The organism is Nitratireductor sp., assembly GCF_017794765.1.
GTDB lineage: Bacteria > Pseudomonadota > Alphaproteobacteria > Rhizobiales > Rhizobiaceae > Nitratireductor.
Map to the genome: position 1 here is coordinate 3,486,798 of NZ_CP051236.1, position 19,408 is coordinate 3,506,205.

Here is a 19,408-nt window from a genome sequence, read left to right on the forward strand (position 1 = left end):
CGGAGCCCTTTAACAGGGCGTCACAATGCGGCGGTAGAGACCGCACAGAGCCATTCGGGAGAAGTCACTATGAACAGATCGATCTTCAGAAAACGCCTCGCCATTGCATCGCTCACCGCATCTGCATTGACGCTGAGCGCCGGTGCGGCCTTTGCCGACTATACGCTCAACATTCTCCACATGAACGACTGGCACAGCCGCATCGAGCCTATCAACAAATACGATTCCACCTGCTCGCCGGAAGACGATGAAGCCGGCGAGTGTTTCGGTGGTGCAGCCCGCCTCGTCACGGCCGTCGCCGAGTCCCGCAAGGCGCTTGAAGGCGAAAACGTTCTGTTCCTCAATGCTGGCGACAATTTTCAGGGATCGCTGTTTTACACCACCTACAAGGGGGCAGCCGAAGCCGAGTTCCTGAACCTGATGAAGACCGACGCCATGGTGGTCGGCAATCACGAGTTCGATGACGGCGAAGACGGTCTGGCCACCTTCCTCGACAAGGTCGAGTTCCCGGTGCTCGGCTCCAACGTCAAGGCCAGGGAAGCCTCCGCACTCGGCGACCGGGTGAAGGAATATCTCATCCTCGAGGTGGGTGGCGAGAAGATCGCCATCGTCGGCGCGGTCGCCAACGACACCGCCGAGCTTTCCTCGCCTGGCGAAAACGTCTCGATCATTGAAGATGTGGCCGGCATCACCGCAGCCGTGAAAGCGGCCACTGCCGAAGGCGCAAACAAGGTCATCGCACTCACCCATGTGGGCTATCCGCGCGACCTTGAGGCCATCGCGAAAATTCCCGGCGTCGATGTGGTCGTTGGCGGTCATTCCAACACACTGCTGTCCAACACGATCGAAGGCGCCGCTGGCCCCTACCCGACCATGGTCGACAATCCGGACGGCCATCAGGTACCTGTCGTGCAGGCTGCCTCCTACTCGAAATATCTCGGCGAGCTAAAGCTCACCTTCAATGACGAAGGTGTCGTCACCGCCGCCACGGGCGACGTCAAGCTGATCGACGCTTCCGTTGCCAGGGACGAAGCCGTTGTGGCCCGTGTCAAGGAACTGGCCGGCCCCATTGAGGAGCTGAAAAACAAGGTTGTCGCTGAAACGTCAGCCGCTGTCGACGGGAGCCGCGAGACCTGCCGCGCCGGCGAATGCGAGATGGGCAATCTTGTCACGGATGCCATGGTCGCGCGCGCCAGTGATCAGGGTGTGCAGTTTGCCATCACCAATGGCGGTGGCCTGCGTGCTTCCATTGATGCCGGCGAAGTCACCATGGGCGAGGTCCTCGGCGTCCTTCCTTTCCAGAACACGCTTGCAACCTTCCAGTTGAAGGGTGCGGACGTCGTGGCGTCACTCGAAAGCGGTGTTAGCCAGATCGAGGAAGGCGCGGGCCGTTTCCCGCAGGTTTCGGGCCTGCGCTATAGCTTCGATCCATCGGTCGCGCCCGGCGAAGGCCGCATCAAGTCGGTCGAGGTAAAGGACGGCGACGGCTGGACAGCAATCGATCCGGATGCCACCTACACGATTGCCTCCAACAATTTCATGCGCAACGGCGGCGATGGCTACAGGCTCTTCGCCGAGAATGCCGAAAACGCCTATGACTACGGCCCTGGCCTCGAGCAGGTGCTTGCCGACTATCTGGCCGAAAACAGCCCCTACAGGCCTGCCCTGGACGGCCGCATCACGAAGATCGACGCAAGCGTCGCGGCGGCTGAGACTGAGGCCACTACCCCGGACCTGCCCGAAATGTCGAAAACGATCGCCAGCGAGGCACCGAAAGCAGTTGAGGAAACGGTGGAGAAGGCGGGCGAGGCCCTCGAAGCAGTGGCTGAAGGCGTGGAGGAAATGGCCGACAAAGCCGCTGAGGACGCTGGCGAAGCCATGGAGAAGATGACCGACGCGACCGGGGATGCCGCCAAAGACGCCGGTGAGGCTATGACGAACGGGAAGAACACCCACACCGTTGCGCGTGGTGACACGCTTTGGGAGATCGCCCGCACACACTATGGCGACCCGGTGAAGTGGAAGGCCATCGCGGAAGCCAATCCGCAGATAAACCCACACCGGATCGATGTGGGCATGGAGATCAATCTGCCGGCCGCAAACTGATCCCTCCCATCGGAACCGGTCCGGAGCCTCGCCACACGGCGGGGCTCATTTTTCGTCCCTGCGGCTACACGCTCCATTGAAAACCAGCCCGGCTTCGCTAGCTTCCCCTGCATGATCGGAGCCAAAGCATGAATCTCGCCACGACAATCGACCCCAAAGCAGCGAAAGCCATCGGCCCGCTGCCCCCAGAGCACCCACCTGTCCGTATTGGCAAGGTAGGCGTTCTTCTCGTGAACCTCGGCACACCGGACGGGACCGACTACGCGCCGATGCGGCGATATTTAAAGGAGTTCCTTTCTGATCCCCGTGTCATCGAATGGCCGAAAGCAATCTGGTATCCGATCCTCTACGGCATCGTTCTCAACACGCGGCCGAAGAAGTCAGGAGCGGCTTACGCGGAAATCTGGAATAACGAACGCAATGAATCGCCGCTGCGCACCTTCACCCGCTCTCAGGGCGAAAAACTTGCCGAGGCGCTGTCCGGGCACGAGCATGTGATCGTCGACTGGGCCATGCGCTATGGCCAGCCCTCCATCGAAACGGTGACCAAAAGCCTGATGGAACGCGGTTGCGACCGGATCGTCATGTTCCCGCTCTATCCGCAGTATTCGGCCACCACCACGGCGACGGTGAACGACAAATTCTTCGAAGCGCTCATGAAAATGCGCTTTCAGCCGGCGATCCGCACCGTGCCCTCCTATCAGGACGAGCCCGTCTATATCGAGGCGTTGGCTCGTTCCATTGAAAAACACCTTGAAAGCGTCGATTTCGAGCCGGAAGTGGTCGTCGCCTCCTATCACGGCATCCCGCAGAGCTACTTCAGGCGTGGCGATCCCTATCACTGCCACTGCCAGAAAACGACACGCCTCCTGCGTGAGCGCCTCGGTTGGGGCGAGAAGAAACTCATCACCTGCTTCCAGTCTCGTTTCGGTCCGGAGGAATGGCTTCAGCCCTACACCGACAAGACGGTCGAGAAACTCGCAAAAGAGGGTGTCAGGTCCATCGCCGTGTTTAATCCGGGTTTCGTTTCCGATTGTCTGGAAACGCTGGAAGAGATCGCGGGAGAAGCCGGAGAGATCTTTCATGAGGCCGGCGGCAGGAATTTCACCCACATTCCCTGCCTCAACGACACTGATGAAGGCATGGCTGTGATCGAGTACCTCGTGCGCCGGGAACTTTCAGGCTGGCTTTGAACGCACCCTGCCATAGGGGTGTCATATTTGGCGAAGCATATGCCTTTCGATGCAACTTTTTGTGGAAACAGCTCATGTCAACGCGCAGTCCGTTTCCGCGACAACGCGATCCGTGATCTTTCTGTTCACATCGCGGCGCAGAACCTTAAACTGCGTGCCAGCTTGTCATTCGTTCCCCGCAGACGCGGTTCCAGGAGCTGAAAATGCCTTTTTCCGGTTTTGACATCATCATTCCCGTTCTCGTCGTCCTTGTCCTGCTCTTGCTCTTTGCAGGCATCAAGACGGTTCCGCAGGGCTTCAACTTCACTGTGGAGCGCTTTGGTCGCTACACCAGAACGCTCTCACCCGGTCTCAATCTTATCGTCCCGTTCATCGACCGCGTTGGCGCAAAGATGAACATGATGGAGCAGGTGCTCGACGTTCCGACACAGGAAGTCATCACCCGCGACAATGCGATTGTCGCGGTCGACGGTGTCGCCTTCTATCAGGTTCTCACCGCCGCCGAGGCCGCATATCAGGTTTCTGGTCTGGAAAATGCGATCCTCAACCTGACCATGACAAACATCCGCTCGGTAATGGGGTCGATGGATCTCGATGAACTCCTGTCCAACCGGGATGCGATCAACGAGAAGCTCCTGCGCATCGTCGATGATGCCGCCAGCCCCTGGGGCATCAAGATGACGCGTGTCGAGATCAAGGACATCAATCCGCCCGCCAACCTCGTGGAATCGATGGCGCGTCAGATGATGGCCGAACGCAACAAGCGCGCCCAGATCCTTGAGGCGGAAGGTCTGAAACAGGCTGAAATTCTGGAAGCCGAGGGCCGCAAGGAAGCTGCCTTCCGCGACGCCGAAGCGCGCGAGCGTGCTGCCGAGGCGGAAGCCCGCGCAACCCAGGTCGTTTCGGAAGCCATTGCAGCCGGCGACGTTCAGGCCGTGAATTACTTTGTGGCACAGAAATACACCGAAGCACTGGCCACCATCGGCTCCTCCAGCAACAACAAGATCGTCCTCATGCCTTTCGAAGCCTCCTCGCTGATTGGCTCACTGGGCGGCATCGGCTCGATTGCACGCGAGGTGTTCGGCGAGGGCGGCTCATCCTCAACACCTGCCCAGCGCGTCTCCTCGGCCCGACCTCCCCGCACGGGACCGTCGCAGGAGTAACACCATGATCGAGCATGTCATCGCGGAACTCGGCCCCTGGAACTGGATGCTGCTCGGCTTCGTGCTTCTTGCAGCCGAGATCCTTGTACCCGGCGTCTTTCTGCTATGGATCGGGATCGCCGCGATCCTGACCGGCGCGCTTTCACTGCAATTGTGGGACCTGTTGGCCTGGACATGGCAGGTGCAGGTTCTTGTCTTCCTCGCCCTGTCTCTGATCTCGGCCTACGCCGGCAAACGTCTTATGGATTCTCGCCGCAATGAGGAAACCGACCAGCCGCTTCTGAACCGGCGTCGAGAGCAGCTCATCAACCGCACGGCGACGCTCGAGGAACCCATCGAAAACGGATATGGCCGCATTCGGCTGGATGACACGTTGTGGCGTGTCACAGGTCCCGATCTGCCGGCGGGAACACGCGTCAGGGTCGCAGCGGTGGACGCCGGAACCCTGCGTGTCGAGGCGGTCTGAATTTTCAAAGGTCCCGGAGCCATAAACCGCCTCCGGGACTTACGATCTGGATAAGAGCAGCCGAAAGCCGGCATACCCAAAGATCACAGCGAGAGCTCCTTCGATCCAGTGGCTAAACTTTTGGTAAGCCCGTCCCAGAACGCCAGTCGAAAAAAGAAGAGCATAGCCAACATTGACTGTCAGGCCCAGAACGGCACACCCCGCTATGATTGTCAGTAGCGTGTGTGGCGGCGCATCAGGCCCCAATCCGAGTGCCATGATCGCCACCCAGCCGAGAACGGCTTTGGGGTTGGACAAGTGCAATAGCACACCTCTACGGTAGAAGACCGCCTTCCTTGCAGGTGTCATTGATTTCATGCCTCCGGCCCGTGGCGACATGGCCGACCTCGCGGATTTCCAGGCCAGATAAAGAAGATAGAGCCCACCAGCGACCTTGATGAAAAAGACCGCTTCAGCATAAGCCGTCAGCACCGTTGCAACACCGGTCGCGGCCAAAATGGCCCATGACATACTTCCCGTCACCACCCCTAGTGCGAGAAAGATCGCACTTTCCCGACCCTGTTTCATCGCAACCCCCATAATCGCAATCGTGCTGGGGCCAGGGCTGGCGATCACGACAAAATAAGCGGCGAAGACGACCAGAAGATGCTGAATGTGTTCTGCAAGCATCGCACTTCCTTCACATGGAAAGGTCGGAGGGAACGCGAGAACTCCGGTCCCAATTGGTGAATATGGCACGCGACGCCCACCCTCCCAATCACGCAATTGTCCCCCTCACAAAATCCTCACCGGCAATCGACAGCCGTACAGCAAGCGAACGGATCGATCCCGCACGCGCTGCGATAAAAAAACGCCCCGTTTGGAACGGGACGTCCGTGAACTTTCGCTGTGCGTTTGGAGAACTACGGGCTTGCGTCAGGCAGCGCCAATCCGCAGCAGATCGTGGAGGTGCACAACCCCACAGGGTTTGCCGTCTTCGACCACCATCAGCGTGGTGATGGCTGAAGAGTTCACGATCTGCAACGCGCTTTCCGCCAGTGTCTCCGGCGCGATGGTTTTGGGATTGCGCGTCATCACCTGATCGACGGTCATCGACAGAAGCTCGCTGTCGATGTGGCGGCGCAGGTCACCATCGGTGATGATTCCGATCAGCAAACCCTCGGCGTCGGTGATACCGACACAGCCGAAGCCCTTTTGCGTCATTTCCAGAATGGCTTCGCGCATCAGCGCGCCGCTGCTGGCTAACGGCAGCTCGCTCCCTGAATGCATGATCTGGCGAACCTGAGTCAATTTAGCCCCAAGCTGCCCGCCGGGGTGGAAGGTACGGAAATGATCGGCCGTGAAGCCTCGCGCCTCCAGAAGTGCGACCGCCAGCGCATCGCCGATGACCAGTTGCAGCACCGTGGAGGTGGTGGGCGCCAATCCGTGCGGGCAAGCTTCCGGCGCACGCGGCAGCGCAAGAACCACCGTTGCTTCCTTTGCAAGCGCCGATGATTTGCCTGCGGTGATGGCAATGATCGGAATGGCGAAGCGTCGCGCGTAGGCAACAATGCCATGCAGCTCCATGGTTTCTCCAGACCATGACATGGCGAGTATGACGTCGTCATCGCCAATCATGCCCAGATCGCCGTGGTTGGCCTCTGCCGGATGCACAAAGAAGGCCGGCGTCCCCGTCGAAGCAAGTGTGGCCGCGATCTTGGAGCCGATATGGCCGCTTTTGCCCACACCGGTCACGATCAGGCGTCCCTTGACCCCCGCGATGATGCGCACCGCTTCCGCAAACGGATCGGCAAGTCCATTGTCGAGTGCGTCGGCGAGCTCTTTCAGGCCTGCCCGTTCGGTCTCGAGGGTGCGAACGGCAGAAGCGACAACGCTTTTCCGATCGATTTTGATGGAAGTGTCTTTCAGCATGGCAATGCCCTTACCGCCTTGATGACCGGCTGTCCATTCAGATTGTCCATTCTCCAGTGCGCAAGGTTAGCGCGACAGGGCTCAACCTTCCGTTAACCACAGAGGTTTAGATTTCGGTAAGCATAAGAATGGCGCGTCTCGATAGTCTGGATCTGTATGTTTCGTCCCGGTGTCAGAGTGGGTTCCCGCATCCGCGGATTGTACGGGTCGACCGCGATCGGCCTGTCGGTGATCGCGCTGACACCCTGCATCGCGGGAGCGCAGCAGGTTGACGGACTGCGCGGGCTCGTCTCCGAAACGGACATCACTTCATCCATCCAGGACAGCTCAGAAACGGGAATTTCCGCTCCGGCCTATACGCCGGCGACGCCGAGCCCGGCACAGCAAGCAGGTTCGGAGAATGACCGCGCAAACCGAGCACCCTCCACAGCAGTCGAGCGAGAGCGCGCCCGTGCTGCGCGGAACAACCCTGCCCTGACTGTTTCAGGATCAGCCTCTCTTGACCCCCTCGTCACCGAAGCCATCCCCGAAAGCGAGGAAGAGGCATCGGCTGCCGAACGCATCGAACGCGCGGAAGCACTCAATCAACGGACCGGCGCGATCGAAAGCGACTATCAGACCGCCGATGAAAACCCCTATGCGCCGCTGGGATTGCGGGTTGGCACCTTCATCGTCACCCCCACGCTCGAGCAGGGACTGACATGGACCTCAAACGCTGATTCCAGCACCAATGGCGCAGAAGCGGTGATTTCGCAGACAACGCTTCGCCTGAATGCGGCTTCGGACTGGTCGCGGCACGCCGCAACGTTGGGTGCCTACGGCATTTACCGGAAATCCGTTTCCGGCGAAGAGGTTTCCGACCTTGAAGGCGGCATCGATGGCAGCCTTCGCTTCGATCTCGCCCGCGATTACACCGCGCTTGCCAGTCTTGGTTATTCGATCAGTCCCGAATCGGCGTCATCCCCCGTGATCATCACAGGCGTGGACGACCGTCCGCTGCGTCACGCAATCGATGGCAGTCTTGGCCTGTCGAAGGATCTCGGAAAATTGCGCCTCAGCGCCACCGGCTCGGTATCGCGCCAGCAATATGGCGACGCCACGCTGATCGATGGCAGCACCCTCTCTCAGGAAGAGCGAAACTCGACCCTGGCGACACTGCGGCTGCGCACGGGCTATGCCGTTTCTCCGGCTCTCACCCCCTTCATCGAAGGTGAATTCGGTCGCCGGTTCTACGATGAGAAGCAGGACAGCGCCGGTTATGAGCGTTCAGCAACGCGTCTTGCCGCCCGCGCAGGTGTCATGGTCGACATTGAGGAGAAACTGTCCGGTGAAACCTCCATCGGCTGGATCGCCGAAGACCTCGATGACGAACGGCTCGATACGGTTTCGGGCCTTGCGCTCGCCGCAGCGCTCAACTGGTCGCCGCAGCGCGGCACGAATGTAAGGTTTGACGGTTCGACCACGATCGAAGGCACGACGGACGCCGGCGACAGTGGATCGATCCTTTATGCCGGAACCCTGCGCGTCGAAAGGCAGATCCGCGCCAACCTCATCGCCGAAGCAGCCGCCGGCCTTTCATGGCGAGACTATATGAGCGGCGGACATGATCTCACGATGAACGGCGAAGCGGGGATGACATGGTGGCTGAACCGCACGCTGGGCCTGACAGGTCGCGCCCGTTACGAGAAGCGCACAAGCAGCCTGCCTGACCGCGATTACGATGCCACAAGCGTCTTCATGGGCATCCGGATGCAGCGGTAAAATCCATTTTCGGGAATACCGCTCAGAATTCCGGAAAAGTGGAAAAAAGGCCGCCATTTTCGGCAAAACGCGGCCTTTTCCAGGAATTTTAGCTGCGGTCAGAAGCAGCGACAGCCTTCAGCACATGTTTGCGCAAATCCGGTCGCTCCAGCGCAAAGGCGAGATTGGCTTCAACAAAGCCCTCAGGCGATCCGCAGTCGAATGTGCGACCGGTGAAATGATACCCGTGGAACGGCTGCTCTTTCATCAGCGTGAGCATGGAATCGGTAAGCTGAATCTCGCCGCCGGCCCCACGCTCCTGCTTGGCGAGGAGATCGAAGATTGCCGGCTGAAGGATATAACGTCCATTGATATAGAAGTTCGACGGCGCATCTTCCGGCTTCGGCTTCTCTACCATGCCGTTGATCTCGAACCCTCCGGCGACATCGGCGCCACGCCCGACAATGCCATATTTATGCGTTTGCGAAGGGTCGCACTCCTCCACAGAGACCACATTGCCCCCGGTCTTTTCGAACACCTCCACCATCTCTGAAAGACAGCCCTTCGGCGCCTGCATGATCATGTCCGGCAGGAGAAGTGCAAATGGCTCGTTCCCAACAAGCTCCCGGGCGCACCACACCGCATGGCCCAGACCGAGCGGTTCCTGCTGGCGCGTGTAGCTCGTCTGACCCGGCTGCGGTTGCAGACTGCGCAGGCGATCCAGCACCTCGGTCTTGCCGCGACGCTCCAGCGTGTCATACAATTCCACCTGAATGTCGAAGTGATCCTCGATGACCGCCTTGTTGCGACCGGTCACGAAGATGAAGTGCTCTATTCCGGCTTCACGCGCTTCATCCACGACATATTGAATGACGGGTTTATCGACAACGGTCAGCATTTCCTTCGGCACCGCTTTGGTAGCAGGCAAGAACCGCGTTCCAAGACCGGCAACAGGAAAAACCGCTTTGCGAAGTTTCGTCATCAGAAATCGACCCCCGAAGGTTTATGAAAATGAGCTTAGCGCTGCCTTAGCAACGCCGGATTGATGTTTCCATAATGAATTCGCGTATTTCGTGACGGAAATGCGTGAAGCTCGTTCACGAAGGATAACAGCATGGTAAACGTTTTTCTAACCGGGGCATGCCATGGATAGGCTGCAGTACCTGTAACGGAGATCGTGATGTTGTTCCGCTTGCCCCCACGAAACCTCGTCGCGACATTGATCGCTTCTTTCGTGGTTGCCCTAACCGTAACCCTTCAACCGGCCAGCGCGGATGCCGGCTTCCAGAGATGGATTCAGCAGTTCCGCAACGTGGCGATTCAGAACGGCGTCTCCGGCGCCACCTATGATCGCGCTTTCCGCGGCATTACGGAACCCGATCCGGAAGTGCTGGAAAAAGCGCGTTACCAACCCGAATTCCGCGCCGAGCCATGGGAATACTTCGACAACCGTGTGCAGGAAGACGCAATTCAGCGCGGCCGCCAGCTTGCCCGCCAGTGGAAGCCATGGCTCGACCGCATTGAAAGCCAGTTCGGTGTCAGCCGCTACATTCTGCTCGCCATCTGGTCGATTGAATCGAACTACGGCGAAGTGCTCAAGAACGACCGCATCATGCGTAGCGTGCCACGTTCTCTGGCGACGCTCGCCTATGCCGACAAGCGCCGCGCAAAATTCGCACGCCAGCAGCTCATCGCCGCGCTGAAAATCCTCCAGACGGGCGACATCGATGTCGGCCATCTCACCGGTTCCTGGGCTGGCGCAATGGGACACACCCAGTTCATTCCCACCAGCTATCAGGCCTACGCGGTCGATATGGACGGCAATGGCAGACGCGACATCTGGACCTCGATTCCCGACGCGCTGGCGACCGCTGCCAATCTCCTGCGCCGCAACGGATGGCGAACCGGGGAGACCTGGGGCTACGAAACCGCGGCCCTCCCCGGCGGTCGCAAATTCCCCGGTGGCAACATGGCATTGAGCCGCTGGCAATCGATCGGCGTGGTCCGCGCCAATGGCAAGCCCTTCCCGCGCCCGAGCGACACCGCAGAGTTGAAAGTGCCGGACGGGCGCGACGGACCGGTCTTTCTCGTGACCAAGAACTTCCAGGTCATCAAGCGCTACAACAATTCCGACAAGTACGCCCTCGCAGTCGGGCTGCTCGCCGACGAAATCGCCGGCTACGGCGGTTTGGTGCGGGACTGGAACCGTCCGTTCGAGCGTCTGAGTTACAATGAAACGGAAGAACTGCAGAAGCGCCTCGGCGCACTCGGCTATTATGAGGGCCCGATCGATGGCAAGATCGGTTCAGGCTCGCGTGCCGCCATTCGCGCCTTCCAGGCACGCAACGGCATGCAGCAGGACGGTCATCCCGGCAAGGAAGTCCTGCGCCGCCTGCGCGGAAACTGAACCGGATCAAGGGGAGCGGCATGGAAGGAGGACGAAGCAGGATCGATGGCGGCAACGGCAGGCGCATTTTCGCCATCGCTGTTGCCCTGGTTCTTGCCGTGCCCGCCTCCACCGCCTTCCCCTCCTTTGCCGAGGCACAGGAGTATCAGCGTGAACAGCGGCGCGGTCTGTTCGATCTTCTTTTTGGCGGGGCTCTACGTCAACGCGAGCCGCAAAAACCAGCAACCCGTCAGCGTTCCGCTCCCAGGAAGCAGCAGGGGACACAAAGGCGTCGTTCGGCTGCCCCCGCAGCTCCCCGTCAACCGCCGCCCACCCCCGAAGTCGAGAAGCTGGAAAATGCACGCATCGTCCTCGTCGTCGGCGACTTCCTTGCAGGCGGTCTTGCCGAAGGGCTGAGCGCAGCCTACGCGGATTCGCCGGGCGTGCGTGTGGTCAATCGCAGCAATGGGTCGTCGGGCTTCGTGCGTGACGACTACTACGACTGGAACGGCGAAATAGCGGGCATTCTGGACGATGTATCGCCCGCTGTTGTGGTGATGATGATCGGTTCCAACGATCGCCAGCAGCTCATCGTTGACGGCAAGCGTGAAGCCCCGCGCTCAGAAGCATGGGTCGCAGAATACACGCAGCGCGTGGAGACCTTTGCTGCAGCAATCGAAGACAGGCAGATCCCCCTTGTCTGGAGCGGACTGCCATCATTCAAGTCTTCAACCATGTCCTCGGACATGCTTGCATTCAACGACATCTACAAAACAGCGGTTGAAGCCATCGACGGCTCCTTTGTGGATATCTGGGACGGTTTCGTGGACGAGAATGGCGGCTTCGTCTTCACCGGCCCCGACATGAACGGTCAGCCAGTACGGCTGCGTGGCAGTGACGGCATCAATCTTACCCGCGCGGGAAAACGCAAGGTCGCCTTCTATGTGGAGAAACCACTCAACAAGCTGCTGGGCGAGGCTGTGTCTCCGGATATCGGCGAGCTTGGCATGGAAAGCCTCCCAGCCCTTGTGCTTCATCCGGAAAACCCTGCGCCGGTGAACCGGACAATGCCAATCTCGCTGTCCGATCCCGCTCTCGACGGCGGAGTGGAACTGATGGGCGCGGTGGTCAAGCCGATCGAACGCCAAGAGCGTACCGAAAGCGGCGGAGATCCCAGGGAAGCGGCAAGTCAGCCTGGCCGTGCAGACAACTTTTCCCTGCAGACGAGCACATCACCGAAAAGCAAGACGCCGCCCGGCCCATCGGCCCAGGCGGCGCCCTGAACTTTCAAACTCCGCTTAAAGCACTCAGCGCGGCAGGACGGAGCTTCCCATGAGGAATTCGTCGATTGCATGTGCCGCTTGACGCCCTTCACGGATGGCCCAGACCACGAGCGACTGGCCACGGCGGACATCGCCTGCGGCGAACAACCGGTCGACGGTCGTCTTGTAATCGCGGTCATTCGCGTTGACGTTGACCGAGTTGCGGCGATCGACATCTGTCTTCAGACGATCCCCGAACTCCGACAGAACGCCCGTCTCGGCCGGGCCGGAAAAGCCGATGGCGATGAAGGCGAGATCGGCGCGGATAACGAATTCCGTACCGGCGATGGGCTTACGCTTCTCATCCACCTGGCAGCATTTCACGCCGGTCAGAACACCATCCTCGCCGATGAATTCGAGCGTTGCGACCTGGAATTCGCGCTCCGCACCCTCGGCCTGAGAGGACGAGGTGCGCATCTTGGTCGCCCAGTAGGGCCAGACGGCAAGCTTGTCTTCCTTTTCCGGCGGGCGCGGACGAATGTCGAGCTGGGTAACGCGCACCGCTCCCTGACGGAACGCCGTGCCCACGCAATCGGACGCGGTGTCACCGCCACCAACGACCACCACATGCTTGCCACCGGCCAGAATGGGATCGGAAGCCCAGGCAACGGACTGGATATCCTCACCGCCGACGCGCCGGTTTTGCTGAACGAGATAGGGCATGGCGTCGTGAACGCCTTCAAGATCGGCACCGGGAATACCGGCCGGGCGCGGACGCTCCGAACCGCCGCAGTAAAGAACGGCATCATATTCGGAAAGGAGTTCTTCGACCGGCTTGTCGACACCTACATTCACACCGCAATGGAAGGTGACGCCCTCGCCCTGCATCTGCTCGACGCGGCGGTCGATATAATGCTTCTCGATCTTGAAATCAGGAATTCCGTAGCGCATCAGGCCGCCTGGCCTGCTCTCGCGCTCATAGACATGGACCTGATGACCGGCGCGGCCAAGCTGCTGGGCAGCCGCCATGCCAGCCGGCCCGGACCCGATAACAGCCACTGACTTGCCCGTCTTGTGCTCGGGCGGATAGGGCCGCACGAAGCCGGACTCATAGGCCTTGTCGGCGATTGCCTGTTCCACCGTCTTGATGGCGACGGGAATGTCTTCGAGATTGAGCGTGCATGCTTCCTCGCAGGGAGCCGGGCAAATGCGGCCCGTCCATTCGGGGAAATTGTTGGTGGAATGCAGGTTGCGGATCGCCTCGTCCCAGTCGCCATTGTAGACGAGATCGTTCCAGTCCGGGATCTGGTTGTGAACCGGGCAGCCTGTCGGCCCATGGCAATAGGGAATGCCGCAATCCATGCAGCGCGCGGCCTGTTTCTCGACTTCCTTGTCCGACATGGGCAGCGTGAATTCGCGGAAATGGCGAATACGGTCGGATGCCGGCTGATATTTGTGGACCTGCCGGTCGATTTCGAGAAAACCTGTAACCTTACCCATCGAGTAAACCCCGTAATTTTATTGAAGTGCCGGAAGTCCGAGGACATCCTCGCACCGTGCAATCCAGCGGGTGAGCGCCCTGCGCCCGTCGAATTCAAAACCGCCCTGTGGAGCGAGCCGTGTGTAACCAAGCAGGGCGATGTCGGCGATGGTCAACGCACTGCCGACAAAGAAATCACGCGTATTCAACGCCTCGTCCATGAAATCGAGCGCGGCATCTCCGCGCTCGACCTTGACCGGATCCCGTGTCGCCACCGGTTCCTTGCGATAGACCACGTGAAAGCGCGCACCTGCCACATTGGGCTCGTGGAAATTCTGTTCCCAGAACATCCACTGGTCGATTTCAGCCTGCGCGAACGGATCATCGGGCAGCAGCGCAGAGCCACGCGCCAGATACCGGATGATCGCGCCCGACTGCCCAAGGACACGCCCGTCATCAAACCGCACCACCGGCACCTGGCCGAAGGGCGACATGGCGAGAAACGCATCCGTGCGGCTCTCACCCGCCATGATGTCGAGCTCGTGCCAGCGATAGACGAGGCCGAGATGATCGGCCGTATATCTGACCTTCAGGCAATTTCCCGAATTCTGGTCGCCGAAGATGTCCATTGACAACAGATCCCAAAAAGCGGTGGCTATTCAGCCGCCAGCCCCAGTTTCATGCGCTCCATCTCCTCCAGCGCGCGCCGGTATTCAACCGGCATCACCTTGCGGAATTTGGGGCGATAATCGGCCCAATTGTCCAGAATGGTGCGCGCCCGCTCAGAGCCCGTGTAGTGAAGATGGCTGGAGATGAGCTGCGCCAGACGCTCCTCATCGTGTCGGGTCATGTCGCCGGACACGTCGACACGTCCCTTGTGCATGAGGTCGCCGCCATGGTGGTGCAGCTTTTCGAGGATATCGTCTTCCTCCGGCACCGGCTCGAGCTCGACCATGGCCATGTTGCAGCGCTCGGCAAAATCGCCGGCCTCGTCCAGCACATAGGCCACGCCGCCCGACATGCCGGCAGCGAAATTGCGGCCCGTCTGACCAAGCACGACGACTACACCACCGGTCATGTATTCACAGCCATGATCGCCAACGCCTTCGACAACAGCGATGGCACCCGAGTTGCGTACGGCAAAACGTTCTCCGGCAACGCCGCGGAAATAACACTCGCCCTCGGTGGCACCGTAAAGCACTGTGTTGCCGACGATGATGGAGTCTTCAGCAACGATCTTCGAATCGTCCGTCGGACGAATGATGATGCGCCCGCCAGAAAGCCCCTTGCCGACATAGTCGTTTGCATCACCATGAAGCGTGAAGGTCACGCCGCGCGCCAGGAAGGCACCAAAGGACTGACCTGCCGTGCCCGTGAGGCGCACATCGATCGTGTTGTCCTTCAGGCCCTTGTGGCCGTAACGCTTTGCCACCGCGCCCGACAGCATCGCGCCAGCGGAGCGGTCGGTGTTGCAGATCGGGAAATCGAGCGACACCTTATCGCGGCTTTCAAGCGCGGGCTTTGCCGCCTCGATCAGCTTGCGGTCGAGAATGTCGTCAATCGGATGCACCTGCCGTTCCGTCCAGCGCAAGGCTTCGCGCGGGGCGTCGGGCTTGTAGAAGATTTTCGTGAAATCGAGACCACGCGCCTTCCAGTGCTCAATCATCGCGTTTTTCTCGAGAAGATCCGACTGGCCGATGATTTCATCGAGCCTGGTGTAGCCCATCTCGGCCAGATACTGACGCACCTCTTCCGCGACATAGAAGAAATAGTTGATGACGTGCTCGGGCGTGCCCTTGAAGCGCTTGCGCAGCACCGGATCCTGCGTGGCCACGCCGACGGGGCAGGTGTTGAGGTGACACTTGCGCATCATGATGCAGCCGGCGGCAATGAGCGGTGCGGTTGAGAAACCATATTCATCGGCACCGAGCAGCGCCCCGATGATGACATCGCGGCCGGTCTTCAGCCCGCCGTCGACCTGAAGCGCAACGCGCGAGCGCAGACCGTTCAGCACCAGGGTCTGATGCGTTTCGGCAAGGCCCATTTCCCACGGGCTGCCTGCATGCTTGATGGAGGTGAGCGGGGAAGCGCCCGTGCCGCCATCATAACCGGAAATGGTGATGTGATCGGCGCGTGCCTTGGCGACACCAGCCGCGACCGTGCCCACACCAACCTCGGAGACGAGCTTGACGGAAACGTCTGCATCAGGATTGACGTTTTTCAGATCGTAGATGAGCTGCGCCAGATCCTCGATGGAATAGATGTCGTGGTGCGGCGGCGGCGAGATGAGGCCGACACCCGGCGTGGAGTGGCGCACCTTGGCAATGGTCGCGTCGACCTTGTGGCCGGGAAGCTGACCGCCCTCGCCGGGCTTTGCGCCCTGTGCCACCTTGATCTGCATCATGTCGGAATTGACGAGATATTCGGTGGTGACGCCGAAACGGCCGCTGGCGATCTGCTTGATAGCCGAACGCTCGGGGTTCATCGAACCATCGGGCATGGGCATGTAGCGGTCCGGCTCCTCGCCGCCCTCGCCCGTGTTCGACTTGCCGCCGAGCGCATTCATGGCGCGTGCCAGCGTGGTGTGCGCCTCGCGGCTGATGGAGCCAAAGGACATGGCGCCGGTGGAGAACCGCTTGACGATCTCGGACGCCGGCTCGACTTCATTGAGCGAGACCGGCTTGCGTCCCGTGACCTTCGCCATCTTGATCGCGAAAAGGCCACGAATGGATTTGGCGTCAGCCGCCTCGCCATCGACCATCTTTGCGAAATCGCGATAGGTCTCCCACGACTTGCCGCGGACGGCGTGCTGGAGGGAGGCAACGGCATCGGGCGACCAGATGTGGGCTTCGCCGCGCATGCGGAAATTATATTCGCCCCCCACTTCGAGGGCGTTCTTCAACACCGGGTCGGGACCGAAAGCCGATGTATGGCGGCCAACCGTCTCGGCTGCAATCTCTTCCAGCCCGACACCTTCGATCGTGGTGGCGGTGTTGGTGAAATACTGCTCGATGAAATCGCTTTCGAGGCCGACAGCATCGAAAATCTGCGCACCACAATAGGACTGATAGGTGGAAATGCCCATCTTGGACATGACCTTCAGAATGCCCTTGCCGATGGCCTTGATGTAGCGCTGCACGACCTCCTGAGGGTCCACCTCCGGCGGGAACTCGCCGGCCTTGTGCATGGCAAGCAGCGTGTCGAAGGCCAGATAGGGGTTGATCGCCTCGGCGCCATAGCCGGCCAGGCAGCAGAAATGATGCACCTCGCGCGGTTCGCCGGATTCGACCACGAGGCCGACCGCCGTGCGCAGGCCCTTGCGGATCAGGTGATGGTGGACGGCTGCGGTGGCAAGCAGCATCGGTATGGCGATGCGGTCCGGGCCGATCTGACGGTCGGACAGGATGATGATGTTGTAGCCGCCGGCAACGGCCGCCTCGGCACGGTCGCACACGCGCTCCAGCGCGCCACGCATGCCGGCAGCCCCCTCCCCAGACGCATAGGTGACGTCGATGGTCTTCGTGTCGAACCGGTCCTCGGTGTGGCCGATGGAGCGGATCTTTTCCAGGTCCCCATTGGTGAGGATGGGCTGGCGCACCTCAAGCCGCTTGCGGCGCGAGGAGCCGACCAGATCGAAAATATTGGGGCGGGGGCCGATGAAGGAGACAAGGCTCATCACCAGCTCTTCGCGGATCGGGTCGATCGGCGGGTTGGTGACCTGCGCGAAGTTCTGCTTGAAATAGGTGTAAAGCAGCCTGGGCTTGTCGGACATGGCCGAGATCGGCGTGTCGGTGCCCATGGAGCCTATGCCCTCCTGGCCGGTCGTGGCCATGGGCGCCATCAGCATCTTCGTGTCTTCCTGCGTGTAGCCGAAAGCCTGCTGCAGATCGAGCGGGGAAACATCCTTGCGCAGCGCGCGCGGCTCCACCGGCTTCAGATCCTCAAGAATGAGCTGGGTGTTGTCGAGCCACTTCTGGAAGGGGTGCTTCGTGGCAATCTTCGCCTTCACCTCTTCGTCGGAGATGATGCGGCCTTCTTCCATGTCGATCAGGAGCATGCGGCCAGGCTGGAGACGCCATTTGCTGACGATCTTCTCCTCCGGCACCACCAGCGCACCGGCTTCAGACGCCATGATGACGCGATCGTCGTCGGTGACGATGTAGCGCGCCGGACGCAGGCCGTTGCGGTCGAGCGTCGCGCCAATCTGGACACCGTCGGTAAACGCCACGGCGGCGGGGCCATCCCACGGCTCCATTAATGCGGCGTGATATTCGTAGAACGCCTTGCGCTCGTCGCTCATCAGGCGATTGCCGGCCCAGGCTTCCGGGATCAGCATCATCATGGAATGAACGAGCGAATATCCGCCCTGGAACAGGAATTCGAGCGCGTTGTCGAAACAGGCCGTGTCGGACTGGCCCTCATAGGAAATCGGCCAGAGCTTGGAAATGTCGTTGCCGAAAAGCTCCGAATCCACCGAGGCCTGGCGCGCCGCCATCCAGTTGACGTTGCCGCGCACGGTGTTGATCTCGCCATTGTGGGCGACCATGCGGTAGGGATGCGCCAGCTCCCAGGAGGGGAAGGTGTTGGTGGAGAAGCGCTGGTGCACGAGAGCCAGCGCAGTCTCGAAACGCGGATCCTTGAGGTCTTTGTAATAGGCGCCAAGCTGGTAGGCGAGGAACATGCCCTTGTAGACGATGGTGCGCGCCGACAGCGAAACGGTATAGAAACCGTGTGTGCCGCCCTCCAGCTCCTCGCGCACACGGCCCGAAATCACTTTGCGCAGGATGTAGAGCCTGCGCTCGAAATCCTCTTCATTTTCGATGCCGGCGCCGCGCGCGATGAAAATTTGCCTATGAACCGGCTCTGACGCCACGATTTCGGGTGCCTTGGACAGGCAGGAGTTGTCGACCGGCACATCACGGAAACCGATCAGCTCCTGCCCTTCCGAGCGCACCACATCTGCAATGATCGTGTCGATCTTCTCGCGAAGTGCGCCGTCGCGCGGCATGAAGAAATGACCGACGCCATAATGGCCGGGCTGGGGAAGCTCGACACCGCGCCCGGCCCATTCCTCACGATAGAAGCGGTCAGGGATCTGCATGAGCATGCCCGCACCATCACCCACAAGCGGATCCGCGCCAACGGCACCGCGATGGGTGAGGTTTTCGAGCATGGCAAGTCCGTCCTGGACGATGCTGTGCGAACGTTTGCCCTTCATGTGCGCGACAAAGCCTACGCCGCAGGCATCGTGCTCGTTGCGCGGATCATAAAGCCCCTGTGCCACGGGCAGACCGGGCACAGTCGGCTTTCCTGTGCGTTTGACGGTGGCCGCTCCAGCCTCGGCGGCGGGTTCGAACTTGGTCGAAACAGATGGCGTCATTTCCGTCATCGCAATTCCTCACTATTGTTGCCCAGAGCCTCGCCTCCCTGAGCGGTCGTTCAGTCGCCGGGCTGCCCTTGCGGCCATCCGGGGTGTATGCACGGCATTTCCATTTAGAAGCCGGAGGAACGCTACCGGTTCGCTCCGGCGCATTTTCTTGTTCTTGGGCGGGGCATTCCTGCCTATGGATTTTGCTCCGGTCGTTGCCGGACCGCCTTCGTCGCGCCGATCACTGCCACATTACCACGACCCGGGGAGGCGTTTGCAATGCACCGCAGCGCAATCCGCGCGCAATAAGACAGGAGTACTGTCCTATTCGCT

13 protein-coding genes are annotated in these 19,408 nt (G+C 60.3%); 7 read left to right on the forward strand and 6 right to left on the reverse strand.

Translation table 11 applies throughout. The features are described from left to right. Positions 1-69: 69 nt before the first annotated feature. The 4 genes from HF949_RS16610 (at position 70) to HF949_RS16625 (ending at position 4,928) form a co-directional block, all read left to right on the forward strand. Complete coding sequence (locus HF949_RS16610; RefSeq protein WP_292897079.1) at positions 70-2,106, forward strand: 5'-nucleotidase C-terminal domain-containing protein; 2,037 nt, start codon at positions 70-72, stop codon at positions 2,104-2,106. A gap of 128 nt (positions 2,107-2,234) precedes the next feature. Next, complete coding sequence (gene hemH / locus HF949_RS16615) at positions 2,235-3,299, forward strand: ferrochelatase (protein WP_292897080.1); 1,065 nt, start codon at positions 2,235-2,237, stop codon at positions 3,297-3,299. A 203-nt stretch (positions 3,300-3,502) separates the two neighbouring features. Next, positions 3,503-4,462, forward strand: coding sequence for an SPFH domain-containing protein (locus HF949_RS16620; RefSeq protein ID WP_292897082.1), 960 nt, complete (start codon positions 3,503-3,505; stop codon positions 4,460-4,462). Positions 4,463-4,466: 4 nt separating this feature from the next. Beyond that, complete coding sequence (locus tag HF949_RS16625) at positions 4,467-4,928, forward strand: NfeD family protein (protein ID WP_292897083.1); 462 nt, start codon at positions 4,467-4,469, stop codon at positions 4,926-4,928. A 39-nt stretch (positions 4,929-4,967) separates the two neighbouring features. Here HF949_RS16625 and HF949_RS16630 read toward each other — a convergent pair whose 3' ends face one another. Both HF949_RS16630 and HF949_RS16635 read right to left on the reverse strand, forming a co-directional pair. Then, entirely contained in the window at positions 4,968-5,582 is a 615-nt protein-coding gene (locus HF949_RS16630; protein WP_292900273.1) for a LysE family translocator, read from the reverse strand. Between the two features lie 261 nt (positions 5,583-5,843). After that, positions 5,844-6,839, reverse strand: coding sequence for a KpsF/GutQ family sugar-phosphate isomerase (locus HF949_RS16635; protein ID WP_292897085.1), 996 nt, complete (start codon positions 6,837-6,839; stop codon positions 5,844-5,846). A gap of 177 nt (positions 6,840-7,016) precedes the next feature. On the opposite strand from HF949_RS16635, the gene HF949_RS16640 reads away from it, so the two are divergent. Continuing rightward, positions 7,017-8,600 carry an outer membrane beta-barrel protein gene (locus HF949_RS16640; protein ID WP_292897086.1) on the forward strand — a complete coding sequence of 528 codons (1,584 nt, stop codon included), beginning with the start codon at positions 7,017-7,019 and terminating at the stop codon, positions 8,598-8,600. Between the two features lie 88 nt (positions 8,601-8,688). Here the strand turns inward: HF949_RS16640 and galU are convergent, their stop codons facing one another. Beyond that, positions 8,689-9,561 (reverse strand): UTP--glucose-1-phosphate uridylyltransferase GalU, encoded by an 873-nt coding sequence (gene galU / locus HF949_RS16645; RefSeq protein ID WP_292897088.1) that lies wholly within the window; start codon positions 9,559-9,561, stop codon positions 8,689-8,691. Between the two features lie 198 nt (positions 9,562-9,759). Between galU and HF949_RS16650 the strand changes: the two genes are divergently transcribed. Together HF949_RS16650 and HF949_RS16655 are read left to right on the forward strand one after the other, a co-directional pair. Continuing rightward, positions 9,760-10,986: a lytic murein transglycosylase gene (locus HF949_RS16650; RefSeq protein ID WP_292897090.1), complete on the forward strand. Its 1,227-nt coding sequence runs from the start codon at positions 9,760-9,762 to the stop codon at positions 10,984-10,986. Positions 10,987-11,006: 20 nt separating this feature from the next. Further along, positions 11,007-12,248 carry an SGNH/GDSL hydrolase family protein gene (locus HF949_RS16655; protein ID WP_292897092.1) on the forward strand — a complete coding sequence of 414 codons (1,242 nt, stop codon included), beginning with the start codon at positions 11,007-11,009 and terminating at the stop codon, positions 12,246-12,248. Between the two features lie 24 nt (positions 12,249-12,272). On the opposite strand, the gene HF949_RS16660 is transcribed toward HF949_RS16655, so the two are convergent. The 3 genes from HF949_RS16660 to gltB are packed head-to-tail and all read right to left on the reverse strand — an operon-like array spanning position 12,273 to position 19,096. Next, positions 12,273-13,727 (reverse strand): glutamate synthase subunit beta, encoded by a 1,455-nt coding sequence (locus HF949_RS16660; RefSeq protein ID WP_292897094.1) that lies wholly within the window; start codon positions 13,725-13,727, stop codon positions 12,273-12,275. Between the two features lie 18 nt (positions 13,728-13,745). Then, positions 13,746-14,336 carry a glutathione S-transferase family protein gene (locus HF949_RS16665; protein WP_292897096.1) on the reverse strand — a complete coding sequence of 197 codons (591 nt, stop codon included), beginning with the start codon at positions 14,334-14,336 and terminating at the stop codon, positions 13,746-13,748. A 26-nt stretch (positions 14,337-14,362) separates the two neighbouring features. After that, a complete protein-coding gene (gene gltB, locus HF949_RS16670) occupies positions 14,363-19,096 on the reverse strand; it encodes a glutamate synthase large subunit (protein WP_292897098.1) in 4,734 nt (1,577 codons plus the stop codon). Between the last annotated feature and the right edge of the window lie 312 nt (positions 19,097-19,408).

Bases quoted from the DNA above. Each gene is read 5' to 3' on its own strand.
- HF949_RS16610 (WP_292897079.1), top strand. From the start codon at position 70: ATGAACAGATCGATCTTCAGAAAACGCCTCGCCATTGCATCGCTCACC.
- hemH (WP_292897080.1), top strand. From the start codon at position 2,235: ATGAATCTCGCCACGACAATCGACCCCAAAGCAGCGAAAGCCATCGGC.
- HF949_RS16620 (WP_292897082.1), top strand. From the start codon at position 3,503: ATGCCTTTTTCCGGTTTTGACATCATCATTCCCGTTCTCGTCGTCCTT.
- HF949_RS16625 (WP_292897083.1), top strand. From the start codon at position 4,467: ATGATCGAGCATGTCATCGCGGAACTCGGCCCCTGGAACTGGATGCTG.
- HF949_RS16635 (WP_292897085.1), bottom strand. From the start codon at position 6,839: ATGCTGAAAGACACTTCCATCAAAATCGATCGGAAAAGCGTTGTCGCT.
- galU (WP_292897088.1), bottom strand. From the start codon at position 9,561: ATGACGAAACTTCGCAAAGCGGTTTTTCCTGTTGCCGGTCTTGGAACG.
- HF949_RS16650 (WP_292897090.1), top strand. From the start codon at position 9,760: ATGTTGTTCCGCTTGCCCCCACGAAACCTCGTCGCGACATTGATCGCT.
- HF949_RS16655 (WP_292897092.1), top strand. From the start codon at position 11,007: ATGGAAGGAGGACGAAGCAGGATCGATGGCGGCAACGGCAGGCGCATT.
- HF949_RS16660 (WP_292897094.1), bottom strand. From the start codon at position 13,727: ATGGGTAAGGTTACAGGTTTTCTCGAAATCGACCGGCAGGTCCACAAA.
- HF949_RS16665 (WP_292897096.1), bottom strand. From the start codon at position 14,336: ATGGACATCTTCGGCGACCAGAATTCGGGAAATTGCCTGAAGGTCAGA.
- gltB (WP_292897098.1), bottom strand. From the start codon at position 19,096: ATGACGGAAATGACGCCATCTGTTTCGACCAAGTTCGAACCCGCCGCC.